The organism is Mesorhizobium amorphae CCNWGS0123, assembly GCF_001686985.1.
Lineage (GTDB): Bacteria > Pseudomonadota > Alphaproteobacteria > Rhizobiales > Rhizobiaceae > Mesorhizobium > Mesorhizobium amorphae.
In genome coordinates this window covers 3,955,973-3,981,253 of record NZ_CP015318.1, presented here as the reverse complement: position 1 = coordinate 3,981,253, position 25,281 = coordinate 3,955,973, and the positions used below count along the sequence as shown (strand labels likewise).

At 63.2% G+C, this 25,281-nt stretch carries 28 protein-coding genes; 8 read left to right on the top strand and 20 right to left on the bottom strand.

Annotated features, from left to right (window positions below):
* Nucleotides 1-5: 5 nt before the first annotated feature.
* The 4 genes from A6B35_RS18715 to A6B35_RS18700 all read right to left on the bottom strand — a co-directional run bounded on the left by A6B35_RS18715 (nt 6) and on the right by A6B35_RS18700 (nt 3,462).
* The gene (locus tag A6B35_RS18715) at nt 6-704 is read right to left on the bottom strand and encodes a DnaJ domain-containing protein (protein WP_006202124.1); all 699 of its coding nucleotides are present in this window, start codon (nt 702-704) and stop codon (nt 6-8) included.
* Nucleotides 704-1,435: a vWA domain-containing protein gene (locus A6B35_RS18710; protein WP_040582735.1), complete on the bottom strand. Its 732-nt coding sequence runs from the start codon at nt 1,433-1,435 to the stop codon at nt 704-706. Before A6B35_RS18710 ends, A6B35_RS18715 begins: the two co-directional genes overlap by 1 nt.
* 101 nt (nt 1,436-1,536) lie before the next feature.
* Nucleotides 1,537-1,974 carry a DUF1489 family protein gene (locus tag A6B35_RS18705; RefSeq protein WP_040582725.1) on the bottom strand — a complete coding sequence of 146 codons (438 nt, stop codon included), beginning with the start codon at nt 1,972-1,974 and terminating at the stop codon, nt 1,537-1,539.
* 84 nt (nt 1,975-2,058) lie between these two features.
* Nucleotides 2,059-3,462, bottom strand: a complete 1,404-nt coding sequence (locus tag A6B35_RS18700; RefSeq protein ID WP_006202120.1) for an L-serine ammonia-lyase — start codon at nt 3,460-3,462, stop codon at nt 2,059-2,061.
* Nucleotides 3,463-3,687: 225 nt separating this feature from the next.
* Between A6B35_RS18700 and A6B35_RS18695 the strand changes: the two genes are divergently transcribed.
* On the top strand, nt 3,688-4,383 hold the full coding sequence (locus A6B35_RS18695) for a cysteine hydrolase family protein (protein WP_006202119.1): 696 nt from the start codon (nt 3,688-3,690) through the stop codon (nt 4,381-4,383).
* Nucleotides 4,384-4,425: 42 nt separating this feature from the next.
* Complete coding sequence (locus A6B35_RS18690) at nt 4,426-5,145, top strand: DUF599 domain-containing protein (protein ID WP_006202118.1); 720 nt, start codon at nt 4,426-4,428, stop codon at nt 5,143-5,145.
* Here the strand turns inward: A6B35_RS18690 and A6B35_RS18685 are convergent.
* The 7 genes from A6B35_RS18685 to A6B35_RS18655 all read right to left on the bottom strand — a co-directional run bounded on the left by A6B35_RS18685 (nt 5,118) and on the right by A6B35_RS18655 (nt 10,543).
* Nucleotides 5,118-5,915 (bottom strand): YdcF family protein, encoded by a 798-nt coding sequence (locus A6B35_RS18685; RefSeq protein ID WP_006202117.1) that lies wholly within the window; start codon nt 5,913-5,915, stop codon nt 5,118-5,120. The two genes, A6B35_RS18690 and A6B35_RS18685, sit on opposite strands and share 28 nt — an antisense overlap.
* 129 nt (nt 5,916-6,044) lie before the next feature.
* Complete coding sequence (locus tag A6B35_RS18680) at nt 6,045-7,610, bottom strand: amidase (protein ID WP_006202116.1); 1,566 nt, start codon at nt 7,608-7,610, stop codon at nt 6,045-6,047.
* Nucleotides 7,610-8,068 (bottom strand): GNAT family N-acetyltransferase, encoded by a 459-nt coding sequence (locus tag A6B35_RS18675; protein ID WP_040582733.1) that lies wholly within the window; start codon nt 8,066-8,068, stop codon nt 7,610-7,612. The genes A6B35_RS18680 and A6B35_RS18675 overlap by 1 nt, the downstream gene beginning before the upstream one ends.
* 6 nt (nt 8,069-8,074) lie before the next feature.
* Nucleotides 8,075-8,362 (bottom strand): Asp-tRNA(Asn)/Glu-tRNA(Gln) amidotransferase subunit GatC, encoded by a 288-nt coding sequence (gene gatC / locus A6B35_RS18670; protein ID WP_006202114.1) that lies wholly within the window; start codon nt 8,360-8,362, stop codon nt 8,075-8,077.
* Between the two features lie 88 nt (nt 8,363-8,450).
* On the bottom strand, nt 8,451-9,323 hold the full coding sequence (locus tag A6B35_RS18665; RefSeq protein WP_202799450.1) for a radical SAM protein: 873 nt from the start codon (nt 9,321-9,323) through the stop codon (nt 8,451-8,453).
* 59 nt (nt 9,324-9,382) lie between these two features.
* Nucleotides 9,383-9,799 carry a hypothetical protein gene (locus A6B35_RS18660; protein ID WP_006202112.1) on the bottom strand — a complete coding sequence of 139 codons (417 nt, stop codon included), beginning with the start codon at nt 9,797-9,799 and terminating at the stop codon, nt 9,383-9,385.
* Nucleotides 9,800-9,835: 36 nt separating this feature from the next.
* The gene (locus tag A6B35_RS18655) at nt 9,836-10,543 is read right to left on the bottom strand and encodes a metal-dependent hydrolase (protein ID WP_006202111.1); all 708 of its coding nucleotides are present in this window, start codon (nt 10,541-10,543) and stop codon (nt 9,836-9,838) included.
* 117 nt (nt 10,544-10,660) lie between these two features.
* Here A6B35_RS18655 and ruvX point away from each other — a divergent pair, with 117 nt between their 5' ends.
* Nucleotides 10,661-11,167 carry a Holliday junction resolvase RuvX gene (ruvX, locus tag A6B35_RS18650; RefSeq protein WP_006202110.1) on the top strand — a complete coding sequence of 169 codons (507 nt, stop codon included), beginning with the start codon at nt 10,661-10,663 and terminating at the stop codon, nt 11,165-11,167.
* On the opposite strand, the gene A6B35_RS18645 is transcribed toward ruvX, so the two are convergent.
* The 3 genes from A6B35_RS18645 to A6B35_RS18635 all read right to left on the bottom strand — a co-directional run bounded on the left by A6B35_RS18645 (nt 11,085) and on the right by A6B35_RS18635 (nt 13,814).
* A complete protein-coding gene (locus A6B35_RS18645; RefSeq protein WP_006202109.1) occupies nt 11,085-11,426 on the bottom strand; it encodes a DUF6105 family protein in 342 nt (113 codons plus the stop codon). The two genes, ruvX and A6B35_RS18645, sit on opposite strands and share 83 nt — an antisense overlap.
* A complete protein-coding gene (locus tag A6B35_RS18640) occupies nt 11,426-11,986 on the bottom strand; it encodes a hypothetical protein (protein ID WP_006202108.1) in 561 nt (186 codons plus the stop codon). Before A6B35_RS18640 ends, A6B35_RS18645 begins: the two co-directional genes overlap by 1 nt.
* 157 nt (nt 11,987-12,143) lie before the next feature.
* Complete coding sequence (locus tag A6B35_RS18635; RefSeq protein WP_436249279.1) at nt 12,144-13,814, bottom strand: DNA alkylation response protein; 1,671 nt, start codon at nt 13,812-13,814, stop codon at nt 12,144-12,146.
* A 117-nt stretch (nt 13,815-13,931) separates the two neighbouring features.
* Here A6B35_RS18635 and A6B35_RS18630 point away from each other — a divergent pair, with 117 nt between their 5' ends.
* Genes A6B35_RS18630 through A6B35_RS18610 form a run of 5 tightly spaced genes read left to right on the top strand, consistent with a single transcriptional unit; the run spans nt 13,932 to nt 18,362 of the window.
* The gene (locus A6B35_RS18630; protein WP_006202106.1) at nt 13,932-14,897 is read left to right on the top strand and encodes an aspartate carbamoyltransferase catalytic subunit; all 966 of its coding nucleotides are present in this window, start codon (nt 13,932-13,934) and stop codon (nt 14,895-14,897) included.
* A complete protein-coding gene (locus A6B35_RS18625; protein WP_006202105.1) occupies nt 14,894-16,180 on the top strand; it encodes a dihydroorotase in 1,287 nt (428 codons plus the stop codon). Before A6B35_RS18630 ends, A6B35_RS18625 begins: the two co-directional genes overlap by 4 nt.
* Nucleotides 16,181-16,236: 56 nt before the next feature.
* Nucleotides 16,237-16,824, top strand: a complete 588-nt coding sequence (plsY, locus tag A6B35_RS18620) for a glycerol-3-phosphate 1-O-acyltransferase PlsY (protein ID WP_006202104.1) — start codon at nt 16,237-16,239, stop codon at nt 16,822-16,824.
* Nucleotides 16,821-17,957, top strand: coding sequence for a DNA-processing protein DprA (dprA, locus tag A6B35_RS18615; protein ID WP_006202103.1), 1,137 nt, complete (start codon nt 16,821-16,823; stop codon nt 17,955-17,957). The genes plsY and dprA overlap by 4 nt, the downstream gene beginning before the upstream one ends.
* Nucleotides 17,958-17,996: 39 nt before the next feature.
* Entirely contained in the window at nt 17,997-18,362 is a 366-nt protein-coding gene (locus tag A6B35_RS18610) for a hypothetical protein (protein ID WP_006202102.1), read from the top strand.
* 173 nt (nt 18,363-18,535) lie between these two features.
* On the opposite strand, the gene A6B35_RS18605 is transcribed toward A6B35_RS18610, so the two are convergent.
* The 6 genes from A6B35_RS18605 to A6B35_RS18580 all read right to left on the bottom strand — a co-directional run bounded on the left by A6B35_RS18605 (nt 18,536) and on the right by A6B35_RS18580 (nt 25,209).
* On the bottom strand, nt 18,536-20,236 hold the full coding sequence (locus A6B35_RS18605) for an ArnT family glycosyltransferase (RefSeq protein WP_139032205.1): 1,701 nt from the start codon (nt 20,234-20,236) through the stop codon (nt 18,536-18,538).
* Nucleotides 20,237-20,343: 107 nt separating this feature from the next.
* Entirely contained in the window at nt 20,344-20,967 is a 624-nt protein-coding gene (locus A6B35_RS18600) for a class I SAM-dependent methyltransferase (RefSeq protein WP_006202100.1), read from the bottom strand.
* Nucleotides 20,968-20,969: 2 nt separating this feature from the next.
* Nucleotides 20,970-21,344: a GtrA family protein gene (locus A6B35_RS18595; protein ID WP_244425925.1), complete on the bottom strand. Its 375-nt coding sequence runs from the start codon at nt 21,342-21,344 to the stop codon at nt 20,970-20,972.
* A 142-nt stretch (nt 21,345-21,486) separates the two neighbouring features.
* The gene (locus tag A6B35_RS18590; protein WP_244425924.1) at nt 21,487-22,437 is read right to left on the bottom strand and encodes a glycosyltransferase; all 951 of its coding nucleotides are present in this window, start codon (nt 22,435-22,437) and stop codon (nt 21,487-21,489) included.
* 43 nt (nt 22,438-22,480) lie between these two features.
* Complete coding sequence (locus A6B35_RS18585) at nt 22,481-23,701, bottom strand: glycosyltransferase family 2 protein (protein ID WP_006202097.1); 1,221 nt, start codon at nt 23,699-23,701, stop codon at nt 22,481-22,483.
* Nucleotides 23,702-24,066: 365 nt separating this feature from the next.
* The gene (locus A6B35_RS18580) at nt 24,067-25,209 is read right to left on the bottom strand and encodes a hypothetical protein (protein WP_006202096.1); all 1,143 of its coding nucleotides are present in this window, start codon (nt 25,207-25,209) and stop codon (nt 24,067-24,069) included.
* Between the last annotated feature and the right edge of the window lie 72 nt (nt 25,210-25,281).

The following is a 25,281-nucleotide window of genomic DNA, read 5'->3' as shown; positions in this document are numbered from 1 at the left end:
GGAGACTAATTGTGGTTGGAGAGCAAGACGTCCTTGGCTTCATTGATCCGCGCCGCAAGGAACGACGTGCCACCGATATCGGGGTGCAGGCGCTGCATCAGGCGGCGGTGCGCCTTGCGGACATCCGCCGCGGCGGCCCCCGCTTCAAGACCAAGGATCTTGTAGGCCTCCTCCTTAGTCATGGCGCCCGCACCTGGCGCAACACCCAGCCCTTCGCCACCGTCCGGCTCAGCGTTTTTGCGCCAGACGGGAAATCTGCCGTCAAGATACGTCTCTAGCAGCTGGCGGCTCTCGGGATCGCCCGGGAGTTCGCGGTAGAGCTGCTGCAATTCGGCCAGGCCCATCGAGCCAAGCATCTTGCCTTCGTGGCGCCCGGCCAGCACCAGGCCTTCCAGACCGCCGGTCTGGTGATCGAGCTCCATCTCCAGCGCCGCGGTGCGCACAGTCGAACGCTTGCTGGCCGCCGGTTTCGATGTTGGCCGCGCCATCCTCATCGAACCATACCAGGCGGCCGCGCCAACCAGCATCATGCCGCCGATGCCGCTGCGCCCCGCGACAAGCACGGCTGCGCCGACCAGTGCCAGAAGAACCGGCCCCAGCGTCTTCAAGCCGTCCGCAACCTTTGCCGGATCGGCGCGCACGAAAATCGCCGCGACGCCCAAAAGCACCAGAACCAGTGCAACAAGTGCGATGATTGCGCCCATCAGCTCCCACCGCCCCGCAAATGCTCGATCAACAGCCGGTCTCCCGGACTACCCCTGGCTTCCAGCGCCTTCAGCCCACCGGTCGCAAACATGGCGACCGCCGAAAGCAGCCCTGCCAGCGTCGCGGCAGCCCGCCGATCAAACCGGAACCAAGCCCCTTTGGACAGCCGCGCGATTTCCTTGAACGACTTTTCCGCGCCGGAATCATGACCTTCCTGGAAGACGAAGACCGGAACGCCATGCAGACCGAGGCTGGCGGCCTTGTCGGCTAGGTCGTCGAGGTTTTCTTCCATCGCGTCACCGATATAGACGAGGGCATTGACCTTGGCCTTGGCCGTCGCCTTCAGCGCATGGGCGAGCACCTTGCCGATCTGGGTGTTGCCGCTGCGGCATTCGATGCCGGTCATCAACTGCTTCAAGGCATTGGTGTCGGTGACGAAATCGGACGAGCGGCATTCGCCAAGCCCGCGGAAATAGACCAGTTGGACGCTGAGGCTGCCGACCTTGCCGACGGCGTCGAACATCTCACCCTGCAGCGCATTGGCCAGATCCCAGGTCGGCTGCCGGCTCATCGTTGCGTCGAGGGACAGGATCAGACGGCCCACGCCGGTCGCGGACGCGGCAAGGGTCCTCGCCTGACGGATAAAGGCATCGATCTCGCCGGCGCTGGATTGAGGTTTGACCGGCGCAGAATCGGCCTTTGCGGGCACGGGCTGCTTGTTGTCGCTCATGAGATCAAGATGTGGCGCGGCGGCAGCGCTTGCAAGTCCCATCATGGGCGACATGAAGGACCAGTACGGCCGGGCAGGAGAAGCGGTTTCAGGACAGCTGACTAAAGCAGGCCGAGTTCGGCCAGTTCGAGCCGCAGTTTCGGTGGCATCTCGGCAATCGCGGCCTTGCCCTTGCCGAGATCGGCGGGCGCATCGGACGGCTTCAGGTAGCGCCAGCCCTGGAAAGCGCGGCGCGGCTGCCAGTCGGTGCGCACGACTTGCGGGTCGAGCATGAGATGGCAGCGGCCGATGCCTTCGTCATCGGTGAACGGCCGGATCTCGGTGATCAGCTGGCGGCACTGCACATTGCCTTTGATCACCCAATAGAGCGAGCCGCCATCGGTGATCTCGGCGCCACGCGTCGGCACCATGCGGGTGGTGTGCCAGTGTTCCGCAGGCTCCCCGGCGCGGCGACGCTCATCGAGACGGAAGGCGATCCACTCTTCCAGATCCTCGACGCTGTCGCAGCCGACGCAAAGTTTTAGGAGATTGAGAGCCATGGCCCAAGATTTAGCCTGACAGCCCAGCGCGTCAACGGCCTGATCGACTTCTCCACAGTGCCAGTACGGGCCGCCGGGGTCGGCTCAGCACTCCACCACATTGACGGCGAGACCGCCAAGGCTGGTCTCCTTGTACCTCTCGTTCATGTCGAGACCGGTCTGGCGCATGGTCTCGATCGCCGCGTCGAGCGGCACGAAATGAACGCCGTCGCCCTTGATCGCCAGCGAGGCGGCGGTCACGGCCTTGACGGCGCCCAGTGCGTTGCGCTCGATGCAGGGCACCTGCACCAGCCCGCCGACCGGATCGCAGGTCATGCCAAGATGGTGTTCGAGCGCGATCTCGGCAGCGTTCTCGACCTGCTCGGGCGTGCCACCCATAACGGCGCAAAGCCCAGCCGCCGCCATCGCCGAGGCCGAACCCACCTCGCCCTGGCAGCCGACCTCGGCGCCCGAGATCGAAGCGTTGGTCTTGATGATGCCCCCGACGGCCGCCGCCGTCAGCAGGAAGTCGCGGATGCTCGGCTGGTCGGCCTCGGGATGGAAATGCAGCCAGTAGCGCAGCACCGCCGGCAGTGTGCCGGCAGCGCCATTGGTCGGCGCCGTGACGACGCGGCCGCCGGCGGCGTTCTCCTCGTTGACAGCCATGGCGTAGATCGACAGCCAGTCATTGGCGAGCAGCGGGTTCGGCCGGTTCTGCTGCCATTGTTCCTGCAGCTTGTCGTGCAACCGGCGGGCGCGGCGGCGCACCTTCAGCCCGCCGGGCATGATGCCGTCCTGCGACAGACCGCGATCGATGCAGCCCTTCATGGCGCTCCAGATGGCGTCGAGGCCGGTGTCGAGCTTCTCGCGCGACATCTGCGTCTCCTCGTTGACGCGCTTCATCTCGGCGATGGAAAGCCCGCTCCTGCCTGCCATCGCAAGCATTTCGACGGCATTCTTGAAGGGGTAAGGCACCTTCTTGCCTTCGGTCGTCACCGAGCCCTTGGCCTTAATCCGCTGCAGCTCTTCGTCGGAAACGACGAAGCCGCCGCCGATCGAATAATAGATGCGCTTGAGCAGCAGGCGGTCGTCGGCATCGTAAGCGTAGAAGGCCATGCCGTTGGCGTGGCCGGTCAGCGGCGTCTTCTTGTCGAGCACCAGATCGGTGGCCGGATCAAAGCGATAGGACGGGTGTCCGGGCGGCGAGACTCGCCTTTCGGTGACGATGCGGGCGACAATGCCGTCGGCCTGGTCGGGATCCACCGTCTGTGGCGTCTCACCGGCCAGCCCCAGCACAACGGCGCGGTCCGAACCATGGCCGATGCCGGTATAGGCGAGCGAGCCGTGCAGGCTGGCGGCGATGCGCTCGACCTTTGCGCCGGCCGGGCGCGGCCAGTCGTCCCCGGCAACCTCGTCGAGGAAGCGCCGCGCGGCCGTCATCGGCCCCATCGTGTGCGAGCTCGACGGGCCGATGCCGATCTTGAACAGGTCGAAAACCGAAAGGAACACGCGGCGCTGTCTCCTGGTCCTTTGAAACTTGGACCCTTTGAAACCTATATATAGGAATTCCCAAGACGTTTCCGCTGTTTTGAAGATCGCGGCGCGGCGCCTGCCGACCTTGTTTGCTCCTGCAGCGACATTGGTTGCTAGACGACGACGGCGCAATTAATCTGCGCCTTGCGCCCCCGACGGCGGCGCCAGTGCCTTGCTTGTCACTTACCCAGGGAGGAAGCAATGCTCGCCTTGAACGCCAAGCCGGAGCCAGTGGGTATCGTGCCTGCCCAGACAGCCATCATTGTGGTGGACATGCAGAACGCCTTTGTTTCGGCAGGCGGCATGTTCGACCTGGCAGGGTTCGACATATCCGGCGCGGCACCAGCCATCGAGGCCAACAAGCGCCTGCTTGCCGCCGCGCGCAAAGCAGGCGTGACGGTGGTCTATCTGCAGATGTCATACAGACCCGATCTCAGCGATGCAGGAGATCCCTCCTCACCGAACTACCACAAGGAACTGGGGATGGCCATGATGCGCGGGCGCCCGGAGCTTCGCGGCAAGCTGCTGATCGACAACAGCTGGGATTGGCAAATCGTCGATGCGCTGAAACCCGAGCCCGGCGACCATGTCATCCGCAAATCCCGCTACAGCGGCTTTTGCAACACCGGTCTGGAGGCGTATCTGCGAGCCCGCAGGATTCGCCATCTGCTGTTCACCGGGGTCGCCACCAATGTTTGCGTCGATGCAACGGCGCGCGACGCCTACATGCTGGAATTCTGGCCGATCCTGGTCGAGGACGCGATGAACCATTCGGGCCCGGACTTCAACCGCCAGTCAACGCTGTGGAATTTCGAAAACGCGTTCGGATGGGTCACCAGGACCGACATGGTCATCGACGCCTTGCGCGTGAAAACTGCCGAACCGTTGCCGGCCTAGCCGGTCATCGAAGCGGCGGGCTTGCCTGTGGTACAAAGGAACATGGGCGATTCCTTCCATCTGTCGACGGCCGATATCGCGGCACTGGCCTTCTTCCTCCTCGTCTGGGTGCTGCATACTTTAGCCTCCGACGGAAGACTGGTCAGCCGTGTGTCGCTGACGACGGCGATGAACGCGCAGCGCGAGACGTGGATGCGGACCATGGCCGAGCGTGAGATTCGCATCGTCGACACCGCGATCATGAGCGGCCTGCAGCAGGGCACCGCCTTTTTCGCTTCCAGTTCGCTGATCGCGCTCGGCGGCTGTTTTGCGCTGCTTGGCGCCTCGGATCAGGTTCTCTCGGTGCTGAGCGACCTGCCCTTCGGCACGACCTCGTCGCGCGCGGCGTTCCAGATGAAGGTGCTCGGCCTGGTGCTGATCCTGGCTTTTTCCTTCTTCAAGTTCGGCTGGGCGTACCGCCTGTTCAACTACTGCTCGATCCTGATCGGCTGCGTGCCGATTCCGCATGGCGAGGCCTCACGCAATCCGGTTACGCAAACAGCGGTCTGGCGTGCGGCGCGCATGAACATGCTGGCCGGCAAGCATTTCAATTCCGGCCTGCGCGGCGTGTTCTTCTCGATCGCCTATCTCGGCTGGTTCGTCGACCCGATCGTGTTCGTGCTGTCGACGCTGCTGTTGCTAGCGGTGCTGGTGCGCCGCCAGTTCTTCTCCGCCGCCAGACAGGCGGTGATCGGTCAGCCGCCGGGCGCCGGAAACGGCTGATCGATCCGGCCCGACAGCCAATAGGCGAATAGCCCGATCCATTCGCGAATGGCCATGGTGGTGACCTGCAGCGAATCGGCCGGATTGTCGCGGAACAGGCCCGTGCCCTCCTTGCCCGAGGTGCGGTAGTCGACCGGCCAGGGAATGGTCGCGAAACCGGCCTTGTCGAACAGTGCCTTGGCACGCGGCATGTGGAAGGCAGAGGTCACCAGCAGCCAGGTCTCGCCCGGCTTCTGCGCCACCAATCGCTTGGTGAAGACGGCATTTTCGTAGGTGTTGCGGGATTTGTTCTCAAGGATCAGGCGGTCGGACACGACGCCGAGCGCGCCAAGCAGGCGGGGTGCAGTGTCGGCATCGCCCTCGCCTTCGAGGAAAAGCTCGCCATTGCCGCCCGAGACGACCACCTTAGCTTCGGGAAAGCGCCGCGCGAGGATCGCGGTCTCGACCATGCGGTCGCCGCCGGAATTCAGCTCATAGCCGCCGCGCACCAGATTGATGGTGCCCTCGAAACCACCGCCGAGCACGACGATGCCGTCGACCTTCTGTGGCAGCGGCGGCTTGGGAAAGCGCTCTTCAAGCGGATTGAGCAGCATCGCGCCAAGCGAGGTCCATGCCGCCAGCGCGAGGATGAGGAAGGCTAGCACGCTGCCGGTAGCGAACAGTTTTCGGCGCCCAAGCAAGGCGGCGAGCAATCCGGCCAGCAGCAGGAAGATCGCCAGGTTGAGCGGCTGGATGAAGAACCAGAAGATTTTGGAAAGATAGAAGAACATCCCTTGCCCCATTACAGCGCCGCGCGTCCCTGGACGCGCAAAGGACGCTGTAACACTTTGATTTTGCGCATGATCCTTTTCCGAAAATCGATGTCGATTTTCGGGGTCATGCGCTAGACAGGAACGATCCTACCACCACTTCTCCGGCTGAAATGTGCCGGCCGCCTGCTCGATGACATGGGCGGTCTGGAACAGCGTTTCCTCATCGAAAGGACGGCCGATGAGCTGCAGGCCGAGCGGCAGGCCCTTGGCGTCGAGGCCGGCGGGCACGGCGATGCCGGGCAGGCCGGCCATGTTGACGGTCACGGTGAAGATGTCGTTGAGGTACATCTTGACCGGATCGGAGGCCATGTCCTCGTCGGCGACGCCGAAGGCAGCCGACGGCGTCGCCGGGGTCAGGATCACATCCACGCCTGCCGCGAAGACGTTCTCGAAGTCGCGCTTGATCAGGGTGCGCACCTTCTGCGCCTGCAGATAGTAGGCATCGTAGTAGCCGGCCGACAGCACATACGTGCCGATCATGATGCGGCGCTTGACCTCGCGGCCGAAGCCGGCGGCGCGGGTCTTCTCATACATGTCGATAATATCCTTGCCCGGCACGCGCAGGCCGTAGCGGACGCCATCATAGCGGGCAAGGTTGGACGAAGCTTCGGCGGGCGCGACGATGTAGTAGGCCGGCAAAGCGTATTTGGTGTGCGGCAGCGAGATGTCGACGATCTCGGCACCGGCATCCTTTAGCCAGGCAATGCCCTTCTGCCAGAGCGCCTCGATGTCCTCGGGCATGCCGTCGACGCGGTATTCCTTTGGAATGCCGACCTTCATGCCCTTGATCGGCTTGCCGATCGCCGCCTCGTAGTCCGGCACGGGACGGTCGACCGAAGTGGTGTCCTTCGGATCGACGGAGGCCATCGACTTCAACAGGATCGCGGCGTCGCGCACGTCGCGGGCGATCGGTCCGGCCTGGTCGAGCGAGGAAGCAAAGGCGACGATGCCCCAGCGCGAGCAGCGGCCGTAGGTCGGCTTGATGCCGACCGTGCCGGTGAAGGCGGCGGGCTGACGGATCGAGCCGCCGGTGTCGGTCGCCGTGGCGCCGGCGCAGAGGAAGGCCGAGACGGCGGACGCCGAGCCGCCCGACGAGCCGCCCGGAACGAGCTGCGCGTTGTCGAGGGTGCGCGCGGTCCTGGTGCCGCCGGCCGAGACAAAGCCACCATCGCCCTGATGCGTCGTCGGCATCACCACCGTGTCGAGGCGCGAGCGCCGCCACGGGTTGATCACCGGGCCGTAATACGAGGTCTCGTTGGACGAGCCCATGGCGAACTCGTCCATGTTGAGCTTCCCCAACATGACGGCGCCGTCGGCCCACAGATTCGTGGTGACGGTCGATTCATAGCGCGGCCTGAAGCCGTCCAGCACGTGGCTGCAGGCCTGGGTGTGGACGCCTTCGGTGCCGAACAGGTCCTTGATGCCGAGCGGGATGCCCTCCAGCGCACCGCCCTCGCCCTTGGCCAGCTTGGCGTCGGAGGCTTTGGCCATATCGCGCGCCTTGTCCTCAGTCACGGTGACATAGGCATTGAGCACCGGATTGGCGCGCTCGATCGCCGAAAGGTAAGCCTCGGTGATCTCGGCCGCGGTAATTTCCTTGCCGCGCAGCTTGGCACGGGCCTGCGAAATCGTCAGGTGGGTCAGGTCGCTCATCAGGCAAGGCTCTTTTCGTAAAACACCGACCACTCGGAATCGGGATAATCTAGGACCGGGCCGCAGCGCGAGAAGCCGGCGCGTTCGTAAACGGCCCAGGCGGCAGGATGGCGGTCGCCGGTTTCCAGCACCAGACGCTTCAGCCCTTCGCTGCGTGCCAGCGCCTCGACCCGCTCGACGATCTTGGCGCCGATCTTCTGCCTGCGATGCGAGGGCCGCGTGTACATGCGCTTGACCTCGCCGACCGAGCCATCATGGCGCTTCAGCGCGCCGCAGCCGATGGCAAGGCCGTTGTCGCGGGCGATGAAGACGCTCGTGTCCTCGCCGGCCATCTGCTCGACGGTCAGGTGGTAGCAATGCTCCGGCGGCGTCAGCTCGAGCAGCGTGGCGTTGAGTTCCTCGACCAGCCCGCGCACGTCGTCCTGCAGCGGCGTCTCGATGGCGATCTCGACTGCCACCGGCACCTACTCCACCACCTTGGGAACGAGGAAGAAATTCTCATCGGTCGCCGGAGCATTGGCAACGATGTCGGTGGCCTTGCTGCCGTCGGTGACGACGTCCTGGCGCTTCTTCATCTCCATCGGCGTGACCGACGTCATCGGCTCGACGCCGGAGACGTCGACCTCGTTCAACTGTTCGACGAAGCCAAGAATGGCGTTCAACTCGCCGGTCATGCGCTCGGCGTCCTCTTCGCTCACCGCAATGCGGGCAAGGTGCGCGACGCGCTTCACTGTCTGAAGATCAACGGACATTTCTGTTGCCTCGGGAAAACCAGCGCTATAGCGGCGCGGCGCGTGACGCGCAACATGCATCGTGCCGGGATCGGCAGGCCTGGAACGGCTAAATGGCCGGGATGGCCCGGGACCTGGGCGGGCGCAGCGGAACGGGCAGCTCGAAAAGGCGCTCCTTGGCCGGGCACATGCCGCAAGCAACCTCGTCCTCGAGCGCGGCGAACGCCTGTAGCTCGGCCGGAGAGCAATCGGGTTCGAGCGGCTGGTAGCCGAGATAGGGATCCCATTTCTCGGAGAGGCGGTATTTCGCCTTCTGCATCGGCAGATAAGCCAGCGGCTCGCATTTCCAGATACGGCCGTCGAGAAGCTGCTTGCAATGGCGGGCCGGACAGGTCTGCCAGCTGGCGCGCGGGTCAGCGTCCTCGAAAGGCAGCATCGTGTCGCCAAAACCTTCGTAACGCCGCGTCCAGTTCTTGTGCGCGGGTCGGATTGTGGCGACAACGCCGTGGTCGCGCCGCCATTCCTGCAACAGGGCAAAGACCGGTTTCAGCTTCTCCTGATATTCCTGTGCCATATGGTGGACGGAGATGACCAGGCGTGCGTCGGGATCGGCGGCAAGGACGGCCGGCAAGGAAGGATGGCGATGCAGAAAGAAACCGTTGCTGACGATCTCGATGTTGGTGCGCGGCCAGTGTTTTCGCACCAGACCGACGAAACGCGGCAGCTCCGGATGGATGGTGGGTTCGCCGCCAAGCAGCGAGAACCGCGTGACCGATGCGCGACGGCTCCACAGGCCCATCCAGCGGTCGGCATCTTCCAGCGACACGATGCCGGCATGGGCATGGTTGGAATAGTGCGAACAGCTCTCGCAGGACAGGTTGCAGCCATGCGCGACATGCAGCTCGAGCTTGCGAAAGACCGGTCGGTCGGGGCTCGGTTCTGACACCGGCCGTTTCAGGCCCAACCGTTCCAGGATTTTCACGGGCTTACGCAGCTCCACTCATCATCGTGCCGTCTTTCGACGCCGTTCCTGGAATTGCATCAAGGCAGAGCCACGCCGTCGCACAGCACGTAACTGCCGCCGTTGCCGGCCTGCTCGCTTTCGTCGACGACCGGGCGGACCGAAACCAGGTCGATCTGAGTCGGGCTCATCTGCGTGACCGAAAGGACATCCGGAAAGACAAAGCCTGGCTCCTGGCAGATGGCGGTGACCGCCCAGCTTGGCGAGAGCGTTGCCTTGGTGACCTGAAGGAATTCGCAATTGTATTCGACGCTTTGCAGGCCGTGGGCCGACAGCACGATGTTGCCGGCGTCGATCACGTTCTGCAGCGTCTCCTTCTTGGCCTTGGCGCAGAGCTCCTCGGACTGGAGATAGACTCCTTCGATGAAATCCTCGGCCGCCGGCGCGGGAGATGCAGCGACCAACATCGAAACGCAAAGAGTCTGCCTGAACGCCATGGTTTCATTCCATTTTTCTAGAGTGCGACGGTTTTTCTAGAGAGTGATGGTCTGGCCGATCCCCGGCAACGCCACCTCCACACCTGATCCCTCCATTCCCGCAACGAATTTTTCCGCCGTCTGATCGATGATCGGAAACGTGCCGAAATGGCAGGGAACGACCGTATCGAAGCGAAAAAAGCGCCGGCAGGCAAGGGCTGCCACCGCGCCGCCCATGGTGAAGCGGTCGCCGACCGGCACGATGCCGATCTTCGGCTCGTGCAATTCGTTGATCAGCGCCATGTCGGAGAAGATGTCGGTGTCGCCCATATGGTAAAGCGTCTTGTCCTCGGGGAAGTGCAGGACGAGCCCGCCGGGATTGCCGAGATAGGTGTTTTGACCGCCCTCGCCGCCAAATGATGACGAGTGCAGCGCCTGCACGAAGGTGGTGGTGAAGGCGCCGCAATCGACGGTGCCGCCGATGTTGCCGGGATTGATCTTGTCGCCACTGGCGCCTTTGCCGACGAGGTACATGCAGATCTCGTAATTGGCGACCAGCATGGCGCCGCTCTTCTTGAGGACTTCCAGCGCGCCGCTGACGTGATCGTTGTGGCCGTGGGTCAGCAGCACATGCGTGACCCCTTCCGCCGGCCCTTCCCAGCCGCCCGTCCAGGACGGATTGCCGACCAGGTAGGGGTCGATGAGGATGTTGGCGTCCGCCGTTTCGATGCGGAATGCCGAATGTCCATACCAGGTCAGTTTCATCAGTCGTGTTCCTCGATTTTTGCTGCGCCGGAAGATAGAACGCCTCCTGCAGAATGAAAGTGCCATAGTGTCGTTGCCGGTCAAAAGAGCGTGTCACGCTCCATCGAAGGAAAACCGTTGGGGATCATAGCGATCGAGGAATTGCCGGCACGGCTTGTCGGCGGCAGGACACTGGCCGGGCTCGACCTCGGCGACAAGACGATAGGCGTGGCGGTTTCCGACCGCGGCCTGTCCTTCGCTCATCCGCGCCCTGTCATTATGCGCAAGAAATTCTCGCTCGACGCGGCCCTGTTGCTTGCCCAACTGCAGAAGGACAATGTCGGCGCCATCGCGCTCGGCCTGCCGGTCAACATGGACGGGTCGGAGGGCCCGCGTGCCCAGAAATCGCGGGCCTTCGTACGCAACATGGCTGCCCTGTCCGACCTGCCTTTCGTACTCTGGGACGAGAGACTGTCGACCGTGGCGGCCGAGCGGACCCTGATCGAGATGGATTTCTCGCGCAAGAAGCGCGCCGGCAAGATCGATTCGGCGGCGGCCGCCTTTATTCTGCAGGGAGTCCTTGACCGGCTTCAGTCGCTCGGGCCATCCGCTCAGGCGGGACCGGATTCATCCAGCGGTTCCTGATCCAGGCGGCAATGTTGCGGCGGCGGCGAAACGCCCACAACGCCATCAGCAGGAAGCCGTCGAAGACGCAGGTTTTGGCCACCATGCCCGGAATGATTGCCGGATCGATGCCCAGCATCTGGCCGTAGAGCTCGAACACCAAATCATGCAGCCGACGGCTCAGCATCACATAGCCGAAATTGATGTCGTTGAGCGACAAATAGAACCAGCCCCAGAACAAGGCCATGGGGGCCGCCCACAGTGCGAACAGAATGCGCATCAGCGGCCATCCCCATGCTTCGTGTCCGATCGGCCGGAAATACGGTTGAGCAAGGAACTGTGCGCTGCCCCTCTTGCCATGACGTTGGCTCTGGCACGGATCTCGCTCTCGGCGACAACCGTCGTGGCCGAGGCCGACCTGCGCTCGGCCAGCACGGCAACATAGGATGCCAGCAGCGCCGTCAGTTGCACGGCAATGACCATGAACTGTCCGTCGATGCCTTGCGCGGCGCCGCCGACCAGGATCAGCGACAGGACACCGGACGCGGAAATGAAGGCGATGCGCACGACGATGTCGGTGGCATCGGGATTTGCCGCGATGTTGAGCAGGGTCTCGACGAAAGCCCAGCAGAACAGGACCGCCACGACCAGCAGTGCGATGGCCAAAGGCGCGACGACGACGGCGTCATTTAGACCGGCTAAGTGGGTGCTCTCGACAGCCACACCCAGCACGCCGAGTGCGCTGGCGACACCGCGGTTGCCATCGATGCAGATGAAGGCGAGCAGGGCGAAAACGAGAGCCCAGTGCAATGCCAGAAATGAGGTCAGTACGTGCCGCATGGCGTTCCTGCTTCGCGAGCACAGGCGGCCTATGGTTAACCAATCCTTGCTCCAGCAGGACTGTGGGCTCTGCGGCCGGCCACCGCAACGGAAACCATTTGTTAAGGTTAACGGCTATCCACAGGACAAGGCGAACCGCGAAAAGCCCGCGTCGGCGCTAGTTCACCGGCGGATAGAGCGTGTCGATGATCATGCGCGCATCGTGGCGCGAATCGAGCATGCCGTAGGTGTTGCGCCACTGGCCGGCGAGCCGCGTCTCGACGAAGGCGTCGGCAATCCGCCCTGCCCCCAGCCGACGCAACTCGGCTGCGGCCGCCGACAACGCCAGTTGCTCGGTGAGCAATCGCGCCGAGCCCTCGTCGGTCGCCGCCACCTGCATGGCCGCCTTGAGCACGCCGATGGTGCCGCGTCCGCCGGCGCCGAGGTCGCGGTCGATGCCGGCCAGCACCTCCTCGAACAGGCCCGGCGCGCGGCCGAGCACGCGCAGCACGTCGAGCGCCATGACATTGCCCGAGCCTTCCCAGATCGCATTGACCGGGGCTTCGCGGTAGTAGCGGGCGAGCGGCGCCTCCTCGACATAGCCGTTGCCGCCGAGACATTCCATGGCCTCGTAGAGCAGCGGCGGCGCGATCTTGCAGACCCAGTATTTGACGACCGGCGTCATGGCACGGGCGAAGGCCGCCTCGCCACGGTCACTGGCCGCCTCGTCGAAGGAGCGCGCCAGCCGGAACGACAGCGCGGTGGCGGCGGCGACGTCGAGCGCCATGTCGGCAAGCACGCGCTGCATCAGCGGCTGGTCGATCAGACTGGCGCCGAACACCTGGCGATGACGGGTGTGGTGCACCGCCTCCGCGAGACCCGCCCGCATGATCGCCGAGGAGGCGACGGCGCAGTCGAGCCTGGTCAGCGTCACCATGTCCATGATCGTCTTCACCCCTGCCCCGGGTTCGCCGACCATCTCGCCGATGGCATTGACGAACTCCACTTCCGACGAGGCATTGGAGCGGTTGCCGAGCTTGTCCTTCAGCCGCTGGAAGCGGAAGCCGTTGCCAGAACCGTCGCCGAGGATGCGCGGGACGAGAAAGCAGGAAAGACCTTCCGGCGCCTGTCCAAGCACCAGGAAGGCGTCCGACATCGGCGCCGACATGAACCATTTGTGGCCGGTCAGGCGATAGAAGCCGCTGCCGGCGCGCTCGGCCCTGGTGACGTTGGCGCGCACGTCGGTGCCGCCCTGCTTCTCGGTCATGCCCATGCCGAGCGTTAGCCCGGTCTTTTCAACCGGCGGCTTCTGGCTCTGGTCGTATTTGCGCGTCGTCACCCGTGGTGCCCATTCGCGGAACAGCTTTGGGCTGGCCATCAGCGCCGCAAGAGAGGCGCTGGTCATGGTGATCGGGCAGAGATGCCCGGTCTCGAGCTCGGCGGTGATGTAGAAGCGGGCGGCGCGCACCTGATGGCGGCGGCCGATCTCGGCGTCGCCATTTTCCCAGACCGAGGAATGCAGTCCGTTGGCGACCGAACGGCGCATCAGTGCGTGGTAGGCGGGATGGAACTCGACCAGATCGACGCGCCGCCCCTGGCGGTCATGGGTCCTGAGCTTCGGCGTCTCGACATTGGCGAGACGGGCCAGTTCCTGCGCTTCCTGCGTCAGCACGAAGCGGCCAAGCCCATCCAGATCCTTGCGCACCGGATCGGAAAAGCGCTCGGCAAGCTGGATCAGCAACGGATCGCCCCGCCAGGCGTTGCCGCCCGTCAGCGGCGGCGGCTGGTTGGTCACGTCGTCGGTCACGCTTTGTCCTTGTCGTCGCAGGTCGGTCGAATCCGAAGCCATCGGCGGGTTATAGCCCAAGCCACGCAAGGCGCGCGACGAAAATACCGGGGAGAAAGGCCGCAATCCAAAGCCGGTGCTTGCAGCAGGGAATTCTGCACCCTATAGCAGCGCCTTGAGATGACCGATGCTTCGTCCCTGCCGCTCTATCCCCACCGCCATCTTCTGGGCATCCGCGATCTTTCCCCCGCCGATATCGAGCTTTTGCTCGACCGGGCGGACCGGGCCGTCGCCATTTCGCGGCAGCCTGAGAAGAAGACCTCGACGCTGCGCGGCCGCACCCAGATCAACCTCTTCTACGAAGCCTCCACCCGCACGCAGTCCTCGTTCGAGCTTGCGGGCAAACGGCTCGGCGCCGACGTCATGAACATGTCGGTGGCAAGCTCTTCGGTGAAGAAGGGCGAGACGCTGATCGATACGGCGATGACGCTGAACGCCATGCGCCCCGACATATTGATCATCCGCCACCAATCGGCTGGAGCGGCGGCGCTTCTGGCGCAGAAGGTCGGCTGCTCGGTGGTCAATGCCGGCGATGGCGCGCATGAACATCCGACGCAGGCTTTGCTCGACGCGCTGACCATCCGCCGCGCCAAGGGACCGCTGTCAAAGCTGATCGTGGCGATCTGCGGTGACATCCTGCATTCGCGCGTGGCGCGCTCCAACATCATGCTCTTGAACGCGCTCGGCGCGCAGGTGCGCGTCGTCGCCCCCTCGACGCTGTTGCCGTCAGGCATCGAGAGGATGGGCGTGATCGTTGCGCGCTCGATGGCCGAAGGCCTGAAGGACGCCGACGTTGTGATGATGCTGCGCCTGCAGCGCGAGCGGATGGAAGGCGCCTTCGTGCCTTCGATCCGCGAGTATTTCCGCTATTTCGGCCTCGACGCCGAAAAGCTGAAGGCGGCCAAGGACGATGCGCTGGTCATGCATCCCGGCCCGATGAACCGCGGCGTCGAGATCGCCTCGGAAATCGCCGATGGTCCGCAGAGCGTCATCCAGGAGCAGGTCGAAATGGGTGTCGCCGTGCGCATGGCGGTGATGGAAGCGCTGCTCGACCCGCGCCGCAACCATGAGGGGCGCGGCGCATGACGACGACCGTGTTCAGCAAGACGCATATCGTCGACCCGTCGCGCGGTGTCGACGAGATCGGCACCGTCATCGTCGAGGGCCGCAAGATCGTTGCTGCCGGCAAGGCCGCCCTGAACCAGGGCATGCCGGAGGGCGCCATCGTCGTCGACTGCGCCGGCAAGGCGCTCATTCCCGGCCTGATCGACGCCCGTGTTTTCATAGGCGAACCCGGCGGCGAGCACCGTGAGACGATTGCCTCGGCGAGTGTCGCGGCTGCGGCAGGCGGCGTCACCTCCATCGTGATGATGCCCGATACCGACCCGGTGATCGACAATGTCGCTTTGGTCGAGTTCGTGCTGCGCACCGCCAAGGACACGGCCGTGGTCAACATCTTCCCGGCGGCGGCGATCACAAAGGGTCTTGCCGGCCGCGAGATGACCGAGTTCGGCCTGCTGCGCGAAGCCGGCGCGGTCGCCTTCACCGACGGTCGCCACACCATATCAAGCGCGCTGGTGATGCGCCGGGCACTGACCTATGCCCGCGATTTCGGCGGCGTCATCGCGCATGAGACCCAGGACGCCGACCTCGCCTCGGCCGGCGTCATGAATGAAGGCCTCTATGCCAGCTGGCTCGGCCTTGCCGGCATCCCGCGCGAGGCCGAAGCGATCCCGCTGGAACGCGACCTGGCGCTGGCGCGGCTGACGCGCGGCGCCTACCACGCGGCCAAGATCTCGACGGCGATGGCGGCGGAAGCTGTGACACGAGCGAAGGCCGACGGTGCCAATGTCACGGCGGGCGTTTCGATCCACAATCTGTCGCTCAACGAGAACGATGTCGGCGAATACCGAACCTTCTTCCGGCTGACACCGCCGCTGCGGGCCGAAGAGGACCGGCTGGCGATGATCGAGGCGGTCAAGGACGGCACGATCGACATCATCGTCTCCTCACATGACCCGCAGGACGTCGACACCAAACGCCTGCCCTTCGCCGACGCGGCTGCCGGCGCCATTGGCCTGGAGACGCTGCTGGGCGCCGCACTCAGGCTCTACCACAATGGCGATGTGCCGCTGCTTCGGCTGATCGAGACACTGTCCACCGCTCCCGCAAGACTGTTCGGCCTGCCCGGCGGCACGCTGAAGCCAGGCGCTGTCGCCGACCTTGCGGTCGTCGACCTCGACGAACCGTGGGTGGTCAGCGAAAGCGGCCTTCGCTCGCGTTCGAAAAACACCTGTTTCGAAGGCGCGCGGCTGCAAGGCAAGGTCTTGCAAACGATGGTAGCGGGCCGCACAGTGTTTTCGGCCTAAGTCGGCCACGGCGCATTGCGCTGTTCCGAACGGTTGGGGAAACGCGGGGGGAAACAATGAGTTACGGCCTCATCCTGGCATTGCTGTTCGGCTATCTGCTCGGCTCGATTCCCTTCGGCCTCTTGGTCACCCGTGCCGCCGGCCTCGGCGATGTACGCAAGATCGGCTCCGGCAATATCGGCGCCACCAATGTGCTGCGCACGGGCAACAAGGGGCTCGCCGTAGCGACGCTGTTGCTCGACGCGCTGAAGGGCACGGCGGCGGTGCTGATCGCCGCCCGCTTCGGGCCGGATTTCGGGCTCTGGGCCGGCTTTGGTGCCTTTCTCGGCCATCTCTTCCCGGCCTGGCTCGGCTTCAAGGGCGGCAAGGGCATCGCCACCTATCTCGGCGTGCTGATCGGGCTGGCCTGGCAGGTGGCGTTGATCTTCGCCGTCGTGTGGCTCGCCGTCGCTTTCCTGTTCCGCTACTCCTCGCTGGCGGCACTGGTGGCGGCCGTGGTGGTGCCGATCGCACTCTATTTTCTCAGCACGCCGCAGATCGCCGGCCTGTTCGCGGTGATGAGCCTGATCGCCATCATAAAACACCGTGCCAACATTTCGCGGCTACTCGCCGGCACCGAGGGCAAGATCGGAGCCAAGGGGTGAGCAAACCTGCCGTCGGGCCGCACCTCAGCGACCGGCAGCGGCTGAGCTGGCTTCGCCTGATCCGCACGCCGAATGTCGGCCCGGCTTCCTTCCGTCAGCTCATCAACCGGTTCGGCTCGGCCGAGGCGGCGCTCGAGATGCTGCCCGAGCTGATGATCTCCGGCGGTGCCAGCCGCATTGCCCGCATTCCTTCGGTCACCGAGGCGGAGGCGGAACTGGAGGCCGCCGGCCAGGCCGGTGCCCGCTTCGTCGGCATCGGCGAGGCCGACTATCCGCCCTTGCTGAAAAACATGGACAACCCGCCGCCGCTGCTTGCGGTGAAAGGCGAGGCCGCGGTTTTCCGTCTGCCGGCGGTCGCCATCGTCGGTGCCCGCAACGCCTCGCTTGCCGGCATCAAGATGGCGCGCATGCTGGCGGCGGATCTTGGTCGCGATGGCTACGCGATCGTCTCCGGGCTGGCGCGCGGCATCGATACATCAGCGCACCAGGGCAGCATAGCGACGGGAACGATCGGCGTGCTCGCCGGCGGGCTCGACCTGCCCTACCCGCCCGAAAATGCCGGCCTCAGCAACGAGATCGCCGAGCGCGGCGGCGCCATCATTTCGGAAATGCCGTTCGGCTGGCAGCCGCGCGCGCAGGATTTTCCACGCCGCAACCGGCTCGTGGCGGGTGCCGCACTCGGGCTGGTCGTGATCGAGGCGGCGCAACGCTCCGGATCGCTGATCAGCGCCAGGCTGGCCGGCGAGATGGGCCGGCTTGTCTTTGCCGTGCCGGGCTCGCCGCTCGATCCGCGCGCCGCCGGCTCCAACGGCCTGCTCAAGGATGGCGCTACGCTGGTGACCGAAGCGGCCGACATTGCCAGCGCGATCGCGCCGCTCGCCGGCACCCGGCCGCCAAGGACGGCGCCGCTTGCCGAGCCGCCCGAACTCTCGGCAACGCCGCCGCCCGGCGAGGACGAGCGTGCCGGTGTGCTCGAAGCGCTCGGCCCGACGCCGGTGGCAGTGGACGATGTCATCCGCCATACCGGCCTCAGCGCCGCGCAGGTTTCGATGGTGCTGCTGGAACTGGACCTCGCCGGCCGGCTGGAGCGCCACGCCGGCGGCAATGTCTCGCTGGTTTTCGGAGGGGCTTGAGGTTTATTGGAGCCTGCTGCCGGCGAAAGGTCAAAGCAAATGCTGTTTACGCGCGCGGCCGCTCGTGTCTGGGCGGCGCTAAGCGTTGTGCTGGCCCTGCAATGGTCCATAGAGCTCAGCATGGTGGGTTTTCCGGACGGCTACATTACCCCCTTTGCCAGAGCCACCCGCCCGCTTCTGGGCATTCTGACGGCAGCCTGCATGGCTCAGGGTCTCTATTTCTTCTTCAGCGGCCTGTTCGGCAGGAAGATGAGAGCCATCAGTCTCGGCCTACAAATCTTCATCGCGGCGATCTTTACCATTGCACCGGTGCTCGTTGTGAAGGACTGCCCGCATTCCGAGACATGCAGCATGGCCTATGAGGCGCTGACCAACACAATGATGGACGACGGCGCGGGCGGCTAGACCTTATGCGGAGCGTGGCGCCATGCGCGTCCGGCTCGTCCCCGCCAATGCGGGAATGCGAGCGCCTTCGGACTCCAACCGCTGTGCAACCGGCTAAACATTATCCTTGCAGGTAATGCATTGGCCGTTGATCCCGGCGGCATCGCGCTGTTTGCCGATGACCGTAAATCGGCTCAGTCGTAGATGTTGGCAAATAGATCGTTGTCACTGCCCGCCTTGAAATGCCCGGCGTACGAACCTGTCGGCAGCAGCAATGCTTCGCCGGAATCGGTTTTCAATGTCAGGGTCTTTGATCCGGTCTCAAGATGAAATGGCGGATCAAGCACGGCGCCGTCAATTTCGACCGAACCTTGCAAGGGCGTCCCGGTTGCGCCGTAGAGCGCATAGCTTCCGGCAATCGGGACGTTGAAAATCGTCTTCTCACCGGGCTGAAGGCGGCAGCCGGCGATCCTGAGATTTGGTGCGACGCTGACGTAGCTGTTCGCAATCAGAGGCGCGACCACGGGATAGATATTGTCCATCCGATAGGACCACAGGATCATCTTCGGCGGAGACTTGCTAAAGACTTTGTAGACCTCGGAATTCCTGCCTTCCCGCAAGGTCGCGAAAACATAGTGCCGATCGAGCCACAAAGTTGTCGGCTCCTTCCGATTGGGCAGCATCCCGATACCGTCGAAATATCGCTCATCGGGTGCGAGCAACGACCCTGCACGCGCGACCAGCTCAAGTTGGGCCGCATTGTTTTCGGTGCGAAGATAAATGAGATTGCTCACGTAGCTTATGGCCACGCTGGTGATCAGCGCCACCCATGCAAGGCGCAGGTAACGCGCGTGGGTTGCGATGCCGTCGAGCAGTACCAACGACCACAGTGACATGAACGGCAGAGCCATGATGAACACGTAGGGCCACGGCTGGTCGTGCGCGAAAACCAGCACTGTGATGACTACAGTGAAGATCAGCGCAATTCGCCTTCGTTCATCGAGTTTCATGATCTGCATCAGCGACAGAGCCATGCCGGAAAAACAGAGGGCATAGGGTACGAAGTTCCGCAGGAGCGTCTGCAGCACGAAGCGCCTCAGCCCCCCGTATTCACCGCCCCCTCGCATCGCAATATCAAGCGGGCCGAATACGAGGCTCCTGGCAATAGGAACGGGGTCGCCGCTACCGAAGATGAAGCAATAGGCAATTGCAGGAAGAGCCCATCCCAGCACGAGCCATGCTCCGCGGACTATGCCTGTTGCGTAGCGTCTCTGCAAAGCTGCGTCAGCGACCAAGCCAAGCCCTAGGGCAACATTGAAGTAGACTGACTTCTGAGTAGCGAGGAAGGCCAAGCCGCTTAGGATGCCAGCGGCAAGAAGCTGCCTTGCGCTCAACGCATGGGCCCGCAAGACAACCAGCAGCGCCGCCACGGCGAAGAAAACCGCCAGTGGTTCGGCGATGGTGCGAAAGATGCGCTCCATGAAATTCGAGAAGCAGAGCAGGATGAGGACGATTGCCAGCGCGCGCACGCGGTCTTCGCCAAGTGCGCGAGCGCATGCATAGACGAAAGCGATGGTCACGCATGCCAGCAGCGCAACCTGCATGCGGCCGGTAAGCAGAATCGATGGGGCATCCCAGCCGATCAGGTGGGCAATCTCGTAAAAGACCGCATAGCCGACCGCCTTGGCATGCCAGATACTATCGAACAGGCCGTTGGAGAAATATTTGGCCCATCCAAGTTGGACGAATTCGTCCATGACGAAGCGAGTGTTCCAAGCCAGGGCGAACAGCAAAATAATCTTGAGTGCGATCAGGACACCCAAATATATCGCGGCCTGGCGCTGCTCGAAACCAAATAGCCTGGTTAGTCCGTGTCCCGGTTCCTGCGTGTTCAAGATACCCCCAAACCCGTGACTCTCACTCGCAGCGCACACCCAACAGCGCAAGGAATGGTGGCATCCATTCGCGGGCTTCGTCGTCTCGCGGGTCAATCAGTCAGAGACTACCAACTCAGCACTTCGCAATAATTCGGCCAGTCCGGGACCGCCGACGCTCTCTGCGCTTTCGGGAAATGCCGTCGCGCCATGGCCGCAAAGTCCGAGCGTGAAAACAGCACGACATGCCTGTCGCCGGTAATGTACCAGTCTGCAAGAAGCGACAGCGTGGCGCGTATTGCTCCGGGCTCAACGTCCTTCAGGATGATCTTCCGGCAGGCCCAGCGTTCGCAGCTTTCAGCCAGCGATTTGAAGAAGGCGTCGCGCTGATCGACCGGCACATGATGGATGACGTCGCAAATCGTTACGACATCGTAAGATCCCGTTACACAGGTGAGATCAGTCGCGGGCAGAAGTTCAACCCTCGCCCGATTTGCGTTGCTCAGGAATGTACCGATTACAGGAGCTGGATCGCACATCGTAACCGCCAGGTCAGGGCGTCGATCCAGAACCCGCTCGATAAGCGCGCCGTCACCTCCGCCGATATCCAAGATCTTCGCGCCGTTCGGCAGCTCGCCATCGAGAAAATCCGCTATTGTGTCGAGGTTGACGAACACACGGCGATAGGCCTTGCCGACCGGCTCAAAATGGCGGCCGAGAACCCTGCGCGCGACCTGACCTGGTGCCAACATTCTTATTCCTCATTTCCCACTGATTGCTGGTTCGCCGGGCGGGAGGGTGCCGTCGGCACGGTTGCGGGCTGCAGATAGAGCCGCGGCAGGATGGCCCAGTGCGCAGCGACAAAGTTCCAGACGAATAGAGCGACGGTAGCGATCGGTGTCGCAATCGCAACACCAAGACCGAGACCGGAACAGAGAACCATCATCATGGCCACCGAGACTGGATAGGCCGTGGCCACGCCTCCTATGAAACGCGCGAATGCCTTCAAGCGAAGAGGCTCGGCAAAGGTGAAGCGGCTGTGCAGTGCGTATCCGAGGGGCGTTACTGCCATGAATGAAATCACGGTGCCCAGCAGGTAATGCACCCCCACTTGATCGACCGCAATCATGATAACGTTGTGCGTAATGGCGCACACCAACCCAACCAGTGTGTATCGCCACCCTCGTTCCAAGAGCGGTCTTTCACGGGCACCCGCAAGGCGCTCCTGCCCCGCCTGCTCACCGGAGGTCGTAGCTGTCCTGGGCATTGGCTCAGAAAGCTCCCGTCAGTTTCGCGCGAAGTCGGCTCACGGTACGCTCACGCAACCGCGAGTCGCGCAAATAGCGCCTCATTCCGATCGGCCCGAGCGACAGCACAACACCAGTCGCGCGAACCAAAGCCCTCAAATTACCGCCCGACGCAGCGGCCAGCAACACATTGACGCTGATCGACGCCCGAGCGGCCGGTTCGACCCGGCGGCGACTGCTTGCCGGTAGCCGGTGCAAATGGCGCTCCAGGACTATCTGCATTTGTGATCGGAACTCGCTCGCGTCACGGGATCCGGTTACAGTCAGCGAGCTGCCGTGAACCCGAAAGGCCGTCGTGATCTCGTCGTGATAGGTCACCGGTCCAGTACTGGCGAGCTTCGCCCAAATGTCCCAATCCGCCGTATACCAGAGTCTCTCATCCAAGCCCCCGCACTCCAGCCACGCGCTTCGGCGGAATACCGGCGCGGGCACCGAGACAAAATTTTGCACGAGCAGCCGTTCCAGCAGGAACTCAGCTCCGAGCACCTCGTCAGCCGGCAAGGGACAGTTCCAGCGCCCCATTCGCCGGCCGTTGCGGTCGACGATAGCGGTCGGGGCCAAATGAAGTGCGGCTTCGGGAGCGTCTGCAAGCCAGCGGCGAGCGGCCGCGACGCGTCCAGGCAGCCACAGGTCGTCGGATGGGAGTATGCAGACATGATCGGCGGCCGCCAGCTCGACGGCCAGGTTGGTCTTCGTCTGCCACTGCCCGAGATCCCTTCGCTGATGCAGCCGAAGGGGCAATTGGTGGACAAATCGCTCGACAATCGCAGCGGTGGCGCTCGTCGGGCTGCTGTCGATAACGATTATCTCGAGGCCGTCGGTCGGCTCAGCAGCCAGCGAGTCAAGTGTCGCGCCAATCCATGCCGCTCCTTCATGGACCGGCATGACAACGGACAGAAATGGCTTTTCGGCCACGCGGCTACCTGCTCGAGTTTCCGCTCGGAAGGCAGTCGGACGGTTAGAACGCACGCTTGTCACCCAAATTATCAAGCAGCAGCTTGAGCACGAAACCGGACAGCACCATGGACATGCCGGCCACGCAGGCAGTGGTGATCACAAAGGTCAGGTGCACCGACTGCTCCATTGGCCCGCCGACAAAAAACCAACGTAGCGCCAGTAATACATCCGCGACAAAGCCGGCCACGGCAAGCACGCCGCCTGAGAAGAGCAGCCATTCCAACGGGCGACCGCGCATCAGCATGGGTACAAGTCTGCCTCCGTGGACTGGCTGGTAGATCGCGATCGCGACCTTGGCCAGCATCCCGAACAGGATGGCTGAAAGGCCAATCAGTGTCGCCATGGCGGAGAGCGCGACGAAGTGAATTCCGAAATACCACCCACCGATGCGAACAGGCCCGGCAGCGAGGATTGCAAGGCCAACAATGCCGGGCACCAGCAAGCTCACGCCCGGTATGAGGTACATGGTATCGGGCGCATGGGCCACGATCAGCCGCAGGTGCCGCCAACCATCACGGAATGAACGCAGATGAGGTGGCCGGTCTCGCTTGTCCCGATGGAGTTTGATCGGCACTTCGCGGATCACCAGGCCTGCGCGATGCGCGTTGATAACCATCTCCGAGGCGAATTCCATGCCGGGCGAGCGCGCGCCTATCCTGCGAAACGCATCGCGGGTGAATCCGCGCATGCCGCAATGGAAATCGTGTACCGGAGAGTGGTGAAGCCAGCGGGCAATCGTTGAAAGCACCGGATTGCCCAGATATCGATGCAGCGGAGGCATGGCCCCAGGCTCGATACCGCCCGCAAAGCGATTGCCCATGACGAGGTCGGCACCACCCTCCAAGGCGTCGACGAAGTCGCCGAGCTTGCTCCAGTCGTAGGAATCGTCCGCATCCGCCATGATGAGGTACTTGCCTCGCGCGGATTCAGCCGCTGCACTGATCGCCGCGCCATATCCTTTGACCCGCTGGTGCACGACACGCGCGCCGAGGGACTCGGCAATTTCAACCGACCGATCGCTTGACCCATTGTCTCCGACGACCACCTCACCGCTGATGCCACGCGCGGCAAAGACATCAAGAGCCTTGCGAATGCAGATGCCGAGCGTGCGCTCTTCGTTCAGGCAAGGGATAATCGCCGATACAATTGGAGCCCCCGCATCATCGGCGCGCAGGCTGCCCTGTTCGGTCTGGATCGCCGCGAAATCTGACCTGTCGCCCATCGTGTCACCCGATCCAGCCCAAGCGTCAACAATGCCGACAACCCAAGGCATGCAACCCACGCATTTCTGCTGCCCACGGGCGATATATAGCCAGAATAAGTTAGCTAGTGATCAACAGATACGCGCTGTCGAGCAAGTTGGGTGTTATCCCGTTTTCTTGGCCGGAGGAATTTCCGCTCTCGTCGTAGTGGTCGGCATCTCTGGATGTGCCAGCCTGTTGCTGGCCACCCCGAGGCCCTGCCGGACCCGGCCTCTCCCATACGCTTGACCGGCAGTTCCGAGCCACCTTCTGGCGCCTTCGGACGATCTTGAGTTTCCGGCCAGCGCGATGGAATTCGAACCTTTGCGGGCCGCCGCCGAACAGCCTAGCGGAACAGATACTTCGACACCTCCGGGTTGCCGCGGCGCCACATCACGTTGTCCAGGAAGTAGTGGTGCACGTTGATGAATATCAGCACGATGAAGAAGAAGAGCGATGAACCGAGCACCTGCTTGTCGTACGGGATCAAGGCAGTCAGCACGAACGGGATCAGCCAGAAACCGAGATATCCAAGTGCGGCACCACCGACGATAAATCCCAGGACCCGCAGCCTGTAGAGCGGACCAAGAAAGGCCAGGAGCTTCAGCGGCGGATCTCCGACGGCGCCAGGATCGTCGCGCTCGACATTGGTCTGATAGCGCCAAACCACCGCCAAGTATTGGAGCGAGTGGAGCGCGGGCACCACAAGCAGCCAGAGCGGGTTTATCCTCGCAATCAGAATCCAAAGGTAGAGCGATGCGACGTAGGCCACGACGCCGTTATACGGCAGGTTGCCGCCGTTTTTTCGCCAGCGATCGACCAGCATCAGACCCGTGGCCGCCGTGGAAGCAGTCGCCAGCAGCAGGACAATGTTGATGATCCACGACGGGGCCGCAAATGTGTAATATTCCAGGCCATAATATTTGCCCTGGGTGACTGCCGTATTCGTCTGAAGCCATGCCAGGATCCACACGGCATAGCTGTTGACCAGCAGCACCTTCTTGTCTCGATCGTCGAAGAATTTGCGCTTCAGGACGGCATCCACCATCAGCATGCCGTAGCCCTGCTTGACGTAGTGCCAGCCGACGAAAAAGAACATCGCATTGGTTGCATATCCCAAGAGGCGGGCGTTCGCCGCTGCCGCGCCATACGCAAAGAACGCGCCCATGATGACGGGAACGACGATGCCTGCGAAAATGTAGCGAAACTGAAGGCCCCTGTCGTATCCGTCCCCGCTCACCTTGCGCCCAAAATTGCGGTAGAAAAGCTGGTATGAGTGGGCGAAGTGGGGATAGTTTATCACGTAGGCCACAAAGACCATCGTTGCGGCTACAGCGCCTTCGTACTCGAGCGGCACCAAGAACAGAAACGGCAGGATCAGAAATGCGCTCCCACCGAGCATGAGGAAATCGGCAACCGGGCCGAAGAGATACTTTTGAGGTGCCGCCGCCCTGGGAGCTACAGTTTCCGCCGAAAGGTGAAGTGCCATGTTCGAGCCTCCCTTGGGAAGGCTGAGTTTAGCCATCGACCTGTGTGGCGACAAGGTTGGGGCGCCAAGCGT